Consider the following 7,811-nt stretch of genomic DNA (forward strand, 5'->3'; position numbering starts at 1 on the left):
CGGCGGTGGCCGTGGCCAGGTCGCTCCAGCGACCCGGACCGGCCAGTCCGAGGTGGTACAGGTGCAGCTCCGCGGCGCCCGCCTTGGCCAGCTCGGCCGCATACGCGGCGATGTCCGGCACCGGCGCGGCGGCCACCGCGGTGATGTAGCTGCCGATCGCGACGCGCTCGGGCAGGGCCTCCCGGGCCGCCGCGACGGCTTCGGCACCCGTGGCGGGCGCCCAGCCGAACAATACGACCGCGTCGACGTCCTCCGCAGCGGACGGCGTCAGACCCGGCAGCGCGCCGGTGACCCACGGGTCGAGCGCGCCGTGCAGCACGACACGCACCCCCGAAGGCAGCGCGGCCAGAACCGCGGCCCGCAGCGCATCGGTGGCTTCCTGCCGGACTCGCAGCAGCATCGAGGTCAACGATGGCGGCAGACCGTCGGCCGTGACGCTCAGATCGCCGGTCGCGACCAGCCGCCGGACCTCCTCGACGAGCTGCGCCCGGACGCTGTCGGCGTCGAGGTCCCACGACGCAGCACACGCCTCGCAGCAGCAGATCGACAGCAGCCGGGCCACCGCGGGCGCCCACACGCCGTCGGTCTTCTCGTGCTGGTGCTGGTGCACCGCGCCGAGCGGACCGCACGCTTCGAGGATCACCGACGACAGCTCCAGCCCGGCGACGGCCTCCGCGGTCAGCTTCGCCGCGTACTCGCGCACCGCGGGCTGCGACGGGCACAGCGCCCACGGGTACGGCTCGCCGAAGCAGTTGCGCACCACGACGTCCGGGTGCTCGTAGCCGAGCTGGGAGTTGTGGGTCAGCACGATCCACGCGGCGGCCGGGATCCCGGCTTCGTTGAGCAGCCGGGCAGCGTCGCCACCGGAATCCTCCGCCGTCACCCAGTCCGGAGTGGACGGACGCAGCGCGCCCCACCCCTCGGAAACCGGGCGGTAGAACGCCGCGTGCCGGGCCACCACGGCGGTCCCCGAAGCCGACCACGGCGTCGCCGCGCGGGCACTGTGGTACGACAGCGCCACCGCCACCTCGTCGACGCCCAGGTCCCGGACGCGCGCGGCGAACCCGGGCTCCAGGACGTCCCAGGGGTAGGCGTATCCCGTCACCTTCACCGGGTCACCACCTCGCCGTGTTCGGCTCGAACCCGGCGACGTACTTGCGCATGTAGGTCACGTCGTCCCGTTTGGTCAGTCCACATCGGACGTAGTTCTCGTGCAGCCGGGCCAGCGCGTCCTCGTCCAGCTTGACGCCCAGCCCCGGGGTCGTGGGCACCTCGACGGCCCCGTCCCGGAAGGAAAGCACGCCCGGTTCGATGACGTCCTCGACCTTCCACGGCCAGTGCGTGTCGCAGGCGTAGGTCAGGTGCGGCGTCGCCGCGGCGACCTGCACCATCGCGGCCAGGCTGATCCCGAGGTGGCTGTTGGAGTGCATCGACAGGCCGACGCCGAAGCTCTCGCACGTCGTCGACAGCGCCTGCGTCGCCCTCAGGCCACCCCAGAAGTGGTGGTCGGACAACAGGACGCCGATCGCGCGCGCCCGGAATCCCGGCTCGATGTCGCCGTGGTTCACCACGCACATGTTGGTGGCCAACGGTATCGACGCTTCGGCGGCGACCCGGGCCATGCCCTCGATGCCCGGCGTCGGGTCTTCGAGGTACTCGAGGACACCGTCCAATTCGGACGCGACCCGGATGCCGGTTTCCACCGTCCACGCGCCGTTCGGGTCGATCCGCAGCGGGTGCCCGGGGAACGCCTCGGCCAGCGCGCGGATCCCGTCGACCTCCTGCGCCGGCTCGAAGACCCCGCCCTTGAGCTTGATCGAGCGGAAGCCGTACTCGTCGATCATCCGCTTCGCCGACCCCACCAGGGTTTCCGGCGTGGTGATCTCGCCCCACGAGTCCTCGCGGCCGTCGACGTGCTTGCCGTACTTGTAGAACAGGTACGCCGAGAACTCGACGGCGTCGCGCGCCTTGCCGCCGAGCAGGTCGGTGATCGAGCGGCCGAGGTACTGCCCCTGCGCGTCCAGGCACGCGACCTCGAACAGCGAGTACACGCTGGCGACGGTCTTGCGGATGGAGAACCCGCCGATCAGCCCGTGCGCGTCGGTCAGCACCGTGTCCGACAGCGCCTGCGCGACCAGCCGCTGCAACCCGGGCAGGTCGAAGACGTCGTGGCCGCGCAGCCGCGGCAGCACCTTGCGCACCTCGCCGAGGAACGCGGAGTCGCCGTAGGACTCGCCGAGCCCGACGATGCCGTCCTCGCACTTGACCTGCACGACGCTGCGCAGCGCGAACGGCTCGTGCACGCCCATGACGTTGAGCAGCGGCGGGTCGGCGAACGCGACCGGCGTCAGCACCACATCGAGGATCTTCATCAGGCCAGCGCCTTCAGCGTGACGAAGCCGTCCTCCACGATCTTCTCCAGCCGGCGGATCTGCTCCGGCGTCGGCTCGACCAGCGGCGGCCGGACCGGGCCGACCTTGTCGCCGCGCAGCCGGGCCGCGGCCTTCACCAGCGAGACGGCGAAGCCCGGCGTCTCGTCCCGCAGCGCCACCAGCGGCAGGTAGAAGCCGGTCAGCAGCGCGTCCATCACGCGGGTGTCGCCCTCGCCGAGCGCGCGGTGGAAGCGGTGCGCGATCTCCGGGGCGAAGCAGTGCACCGCCGAGGAGTACCGGGCGACGCCGATCGAGGCGTACGCCTTGGCCGAGACCTCCGCGGTCGGCAACCCGTTGAAGAACAGGAAGTTCCGCGCCCGCTCGGTGTCCAGCGCGCGGATGGTGGTGACGATCCGGGTCATCACCTCGACGTCACCGTAGCCGTCCTTGAGGCCCGCGACCGAGGGGATGTCGAGCAGCGCCGCCGCTGTCTGCGCCGTGTACACGCCGGTGCCGCGGTGGTAGACGATCACCGGCACCGACGAGTCGCCGACGGCGTACCGGACGAAGTCGACCAGGCCGGACGGCGGCCCGGTGACCAGGTACGGCGGCAGCAGCAGGACCCCGTCGGCACCCCCGGCCTCGGCGAGGGCGATGCCCGCCCGCGCCGCGGCGGCACCCCCGCCCGCACCGACCCAGACCGGAACCCGGCCCGCGGCGACCTCACGGGTCTTCGCGAGCACCGCGGCGTGCTCGGCCGGCGACAAGGAGCTGAATTCCCCCGTGCCGCACGCGACGAACAGGGCGCCGGCGCCCGCCGCGATGTGGCTCTCCACGTTCTCCGCGAGCGCGTCGAGGTTGACCTCGAGGTCCTCGGTGAACGGGGTGAGGGGGAAGGCCAGCAGGCCGTCCAGCGCGATCTCGGTCTGTGCCATCTGTTTTCTGCTCTCCGTTTGTCGGGTGCGGCCGGGGGTGGACCGGCGGGGGTCAAGCGGGCACGGTCGTGCCTTCCTTCGTGCGGTCGACGTCGTCGTCGGCGTTCACGGTGTCGACGATCTCATCGGCGACCGCGCTGCGCTCGGGCGCGAGGAGGCCGAGACCGACGTACAGGGCCAGCGACACCAGGATCGGCGTGGCGATCAGCACCGTCTGGTTCGCGTTGAAGACGTAGTAGCAAAGGGCGTAGTCGATCAGGCCGCCCGCCCAGGAGACCAGCGCCGCGCGCGGGCCGCACTTGCGGAACCACGGCAGCATGCCCAGCAGCAGCGGGATCGAGATCGGGCCCATCAGCGCCGCGACCCAGTTGACGACGATCTGCAGCACGCCGCCGAGGTTCTGCGCCTGCGTGGCCACCAGCATGGTCAGCGCGACGAAGATCACCGTGGTGATCCGGGCCGCTTTCAGGCCCTGGACATCGGTCCACTGGCGGGCGCGGCGGAACATCGCCGGGATCATGTCCCGCGTGATCACCGCGGAGATCGCGTTGGCGTCCGAGGAGACCATCGCCATGGTGTGCGAGAAGATGCCGGCCAGCACCAGGCCGACCAGGCCCGGCGGCAGGAACGTCGTCGTCATGATCGCGTAGGACTGCGTCGGGTCCTTGACGCCGGGGATCAGCAGCGGCGCCGCGAACATCGGGAACATCAGCACCAGCGGCCACAACAGGTACAGCGCCGACGAAAGCCGGGCGCCGCGCTTGGCCTCGTGGGTGTTCGGCGCGGCCATGTACCGCTGCGCCAGGTTCCACATGCCTCCGTTGTACTCCAGCGTCTTCACCAGCACGTAGACGAGCAGGAAGATGGTGGTGTACTTGGACGTCGTGGGGCTCACGTGGCTTTCGGGCAGCTTGTCCCACATCGTCCAGAGCGCGGAGATGCCGCCGAGCTTGCCGAGCACGACCACGATCATCACGATCGCCGCGATGGCCTGGATGACGAACTGGCCGAAGTCGGTGAGCGCGTCGGCCCAGAGCCCGCCGATGGTGCAGTAGACGAGGGTGACCGCGCCGGTGATGAGGATGCCGAGGTTGTAGTCGAGGCCGGCGAAGACGTGCAGCAGGGTCGCGACGGCGAACCACTTGGCGGCGATGTCGAAGATCTTCAGCAGGCTGCCGCTCCACGCGAGGGCCTGCTGCGTCGGCACGTTGTACCGCTTCGCGAGGTACTCCAGCGGGGAGGCGACGCCGAGCTTCGAGCGCAACCGGTTCCAGCGCGCGGCGAACAGCCAGCTGCCGATGCCCACGCCGATGCCGATGCTGGCGAAGCCCCAGAAGTACACGGTGACGCCGCTGGTGTACGCCACACCCGCGTACGCGACGAAGAGCACGGCGCTGTAGCCGGACATGTGGTGCGAGATGCCGGCCAGCCACCACGGCATCTTGCCGCCGGCGGTGAAGAAGTCCTTCACGTCGCTGACCCGTTTGTGCGACCACCAGCCGATCACGATCATCAGCGCGAAGTACGCGCAGACCATCGTCCAGTCGAGTGCGTGCACCGCAGGCTCCCTTCCGCGTCCACTTCGATGTGGTCGATCTGTTCACATCTATGAACGGAGTCTGTTATAGTGATTATGTTCATCCATAAGAACGTTGTTCGGGACGCTAATATGGCCGGAGTCACAAGTCAACGGCCGGACGGAGGCACACAAATGCCGCAGAAGGTGGACACGGCCGAGGGTGCTCCCGCCGAGTCGTCGGGGGTCAAGTCCGCGCGCCGGGCCGTCGACCTGATCGAGACGTTCGCGGCGAACGACATCTGGCTGTCGCTGTCCGACCTGCACGCGCGCACGGGCTTCCCGCGCTCGTCGCTGCACGGCCTCCTGCGGACGCTGCTGGAGGCGGGCTGGCTGGAGGCGGACACCAACACCGCGCGCTACCGCCTCGGCGTCCGCGCGCTGATCTGCGGCACGGCGTACCTCGACCGCGACGCCGTCGTCCCGTTCGCTACCGAAGCCCTGGAGCGCATCCGGGAGAAGACCGGCTTCACCGCGCACTTCGCCCGCCGCAACGGCACCGAGGTCGTCTACCTGGAGACGCGCGAGTCGCAGCGCTCCACGCACCTCGTGTCCCGCGTCGGGCGCACGCTGCCCACGCACGCGACCGCGCTGGGCAAGGCGCTGCTGGCCGAGCTGACGCACGACGAGATCGAGGCGCTGATGCCGGCGTCGCTGACCGCGCTCACCCCGAACACCATCACCACGCTCGAAGCCCTGCACGCCGAATGCGCCGCGACGCGCGAGCGCGGGTACGCGGCCGAGGTCGAGGAAGGCACGCTGGGCGTCCGCTGCGTCGCCGCGGTGATCCCGTACCGGATCCCGGGCACCGACGCGATCAGCTGCTCGATGCCGATCTCCCAGGTGACCGACGCCGACGCCCAGCGCGTCGGCGAGCTGCTCGCCGAAACCACCGCCGAGCTCGGGCAGCAGCTGCGCCGGGCCGGGATTCGCTGACCGCCGCCCTTACGGAAGGAAATACATGACGGACCAGCGTGTGCTCATCACCGGGTCGGCGGGTGTCGTCGGCACCCTGATGCGCCCCCGCCTGAAGCGCGACGGCCGGGTGCTGCGCCTGCTCGACCTGGCGCCGCAGACGGCGTCGGACGCCTCCGAAGAGGTCGTGACGGCTTCGGTGACCGACGCGGCGGCGATGGCCGCGGCGTGCGAGGGCGTCGACGCGCTGATCCACCTCGGCGGGCACAGCCGCGAGAACTCGTGGGAAGCGACCCTCGACGTCAACATCAACGGGACGCAGACGGTCCTGGAGGCGGCGCGCCAGGCCGGGATCACGCGGGTGGTCCTGGCGTCGAGCAACCACGCGGTCGGCTTCCGCCGCAACGACGAGGACCTCCCGGCGGACTCCTCACCGCGCCCGGACACGTACTACGGCGTCTCCAAGGCGGCGATCGAGGCGCTGGGCAGCCTGTACCACTCGCGGTTCGGCATGGACGTGATCGTGATCCGGATCGGCTCGTGCTTCGAGACGCCGTTGCCGCTGGGCCCGCGCGGGTTGACGACGTGGCTGTCCCCGGACGACGGGGCCCGGCTGTTCGAAGCCTGCCTGTCGGCGCCGTCGCCGGGGTACCGGCTGATCTGGGGCGTCTCGGACAACACGCGCCGGATCTACTCGCTGGCCGAGGCGGAGGCGCTGGGCTACAAGTCCCTCGACGACGCCGAGGTGTACGCGGACCAGCTCGCTTCTCGCCCCGCCCCCACCGGCGCGGCGGCCGAGTACGTCGGCGGCCCCTTCTGCACCGCTCCCCTGGGCGTCTTCAACCCGCTCTGACGGTCTTACGGAAGCCGCGGAGGTACTAGTACCTCCGCGGCTTCCTCGTCTCCCCGGGTGAGGCCAGGGTGACGCGCATGATCTTGAGATCCCGCCGCGCGCGGAAGTGGGCCATCGTCGTGGCGAGCTTGCTGGTGGTGGTCATCGCCGCCGCGGTCACGCTGTTCGAAGTCTCGAAGTCGCGGACCTTCCAGTTCTTCGGCACGCTCGTGAACCGCGTCGAGACCGGCGAGAAGGTCGTCGCGCTCACCTTCGACGACGGGCCCGATCCGGCCGGCACCCAGGCGATCCTCGACACGCTCCGCGAGCGTCAGGCACCGGCCACCTTCTTCCTCATCGGCCGCGACATCGCCGCGCACCCGGACCTCGCCCGCGCGATCGCGGCGGCCGGCCACGAGATCGGCAACCACAGCTTCAGCCACGAGCGCATGATCGGCGTGACGCCGGCCTGGGTCGCCGACGAGGTCGAAGCGACCGACGCGCTCATCCGCACCACCGGCTACACCGGCGAAATCCTCTTCCGGCCGCCGAACGGCAAGAAGCTCTTCGCCCTCCCCCACTACCTCGCCTCGCACGACCGGACCACGATCACCTGGGACGTCGAGCCCGATTCCGACGGCGCGCCGGACGCCGCGGCCGTCGAGAAGACCACTCTCGACCAGGTCCGGCCCGGCTCGATCGTGCTGCTTCACGCCATGTATGCCGCGCGCGGGCAAACCCGGCAGGCGATCGGGCCGATCCTCGACGCGCTCAAGCAGCGCGGCTACCGGTTCGTGACCGTGTCGCAGCTGCTGGCAGCTCGACGCTGACGACCCACTCGCCGTCCCGCGGGCCGAACGTCAACGCGCCCCCGGCCTGTTCCGCGAGGCCGGCCAGCCCGTAGCCGCCGCCTGGGCGCGGTGTTCCCCTGAGCGGGTTGCGCGCGGTGATCGTCACCGCGTCGCCCGCTTCGACGTCCAGCCGCAGGCGGACGCCGGGACCGTTGTGCCGCAACGCGTTCACCGCCACCTCCGCGACGAACCGCTCGGCCAGCTCGCGCACCGGACGCGGCAGCTCCGGGAGCACGGGGTCGCGGTCGAGGACCAGGCCCGCGGTGCGCAGCCGGGCCAGCACCTCGGCGAGGTCGGGCGCTCGTTCGGCGTCGTCGTCGCGCAGGTCGT

At 70.8% G+C, this 7,811-nt stretch carries 7 protein-coding genes and 1 pseudogene; 3 read left to right on the top strand and 5 right to left on the bottom strand.

Going from position 1 to position 7,811, the window contains the following annotated elements; translation table 11 throughout:
- The 4 genes from G3I65_RS15890 to G3I65_RS15905 form a co-directional block, all read right to left on the bottom strand.
- Nucleotides 1-1,111: hypothetical protein (locus G3I65_RS15890; protein ID WP_160696800.1), on the bottom strand; the 1,111-nt coding region annotated here is incomplete at its 3' end.
- A 4-nt stretch (nucleotides 1,112-1,115) separates the two neighbouring features.
- A complete protein-coding gene (locus G3I65_RS15895; RefSeq protein ID WP_160696801.1) occupies nucleotides 1,116-2,372 on the bottom strand; it encodes a glucarate dehydratase family protein in 1,257 nt (418 codons plus the stop codon).
- Entirely contained in the window at nucleotides 2,372-3,307 is a 936-nt protein-coding gene (locus tag G3I65_RS15900; RefSeq protein WP_160696802.1) for a 5-dehydro-4-deoxyglucarate dehydratase, read from the bottom strand. The genes G3I65_RS15895 and G3I65_RS15900 overlap by 1 nt, the downstream gene beginning before the upstream one ends.
- Nucleotides 3,308-3,359: 52 nt before the next feature.
- Entirely contained in the window at nucleotides 3,360-4,865 is a 1,506-nt protein-coding gene (locus G3I65_RS15905) for a sodium:solute symporter family protein (RefSeq protein ID WP_160696803.1), read from the bottom strand.
- Nucleotides 4,866-5,018: 153 nt separating this feature from the next.
- Here G3I65_RS15905 and G3I65_RS15910 point away from each other — a divergent pair, with 153 nt between their 5' ends.
- The 3 genes from G3I65_RS15910 (at nucleotide 5,019) to G3I65_RS15920 (ending at nucleotide 7,460) form a co-directional block, all read left to right on the top strand.
- The gene (locus tag G3I65_RS15910; protein ID WP_160696804.1) at nucleotides 5,019-5,819 is read left to right on the top strand and encodes an IclR family transcriptional regulator; all 801 of its coding nucleotides are present in this window, start codon (nucleotides 5,019-5,021) and stop codon (nucleotides 5,817-5,819) included.
- 25 nt (nucleotides 5,820-5,844) lie between these two features.
- On the top strand, nucleotides 5,845-6,651 hold the full coding sequence (locus tag G3I65_RS15915; protein WP_160696805.1) for an NAD(P)-dependent oxidoreductase: 807 nt from the start codon (nucleotides 5,845-5,847) through the stop codon (nucleotides 6,649-6,651).
- Between the two features lie 77 nt (nucleotides 6,652-6,728).
- On the top strand, nucleotides 6,729-7,460 hold the full coding sequence (locus G3I65_RS15920; protein WP_166640159.1) for a polysaccharide deacetylase family protein: 732 nt from the start codon (nucleotides 6,729-6,731) through the stop codon (nucleotides 7,458-7,460).
- On the opposite strand, the pseudogene G3I65_RS15925 reads toward G3I65_RS15920, so the two are convergent.
- A pseudogene (locus G3I65_RS15925) lies at nucleotides 7,402-7,811 on the bottom strand (histidine kinase); the annotation flags it as partial. The gene G3I65_RS15920 and the pseudogene G3I65_RS15925 overlap by 59 nt on opposite strands.

It is taken from the genome of Amycolatopsis sp. SID8362 (assembly GCF_010550475.1).
Classification (GTDB): domain Bacteria; phylum Actinomycetota; class Actinomycetes; order Mycobacteriales; family Pseudonocardiaceae; genus Amycolatopsis; species Amycolatopsis eburnea.

Excerpts from the sequence above, each read along its gene's own strand:
- G3I65_RS15920 (WP_166640159.1), top strand. The coding sequence starts at position 6,729 with ATGATCTTGAGATCCCGCCGCGCGCGGAAGTGGGCCATCGTCGTGGCG.
- G3I65_RS15895 (WP_160696801.1), bottom strand. The coding sequence starts at position 2,372 with ATGAAGATCCTCGATGTGGTGCTGACGCCGGTCGCGTTCGCCGACCCG.
- G3I65_RS15900 (WP_160696802.1), bottom strand. The coding sequence starts at position 3,307 with ATGGCACAGACCGAGATCGCGCTGGACGGCCTGCTGGCCTTCCCCCTC.
- G3I65_RS15910 (WP_160696804.1), top strand. The coding sequence starts at position 5,019 with ATGCCGCAGAAGGTGGACACGGCCGAGGGTGCTCCCGCCGAGTCGTCG.
- G3I65_RS15915 (WP_160696805.1), top strand. The coding sequence starts at position 5,845 with ATGACGGACCAGCGTGTGCTCATCACCGGGTCGGCGGGTGTCGTCGGC.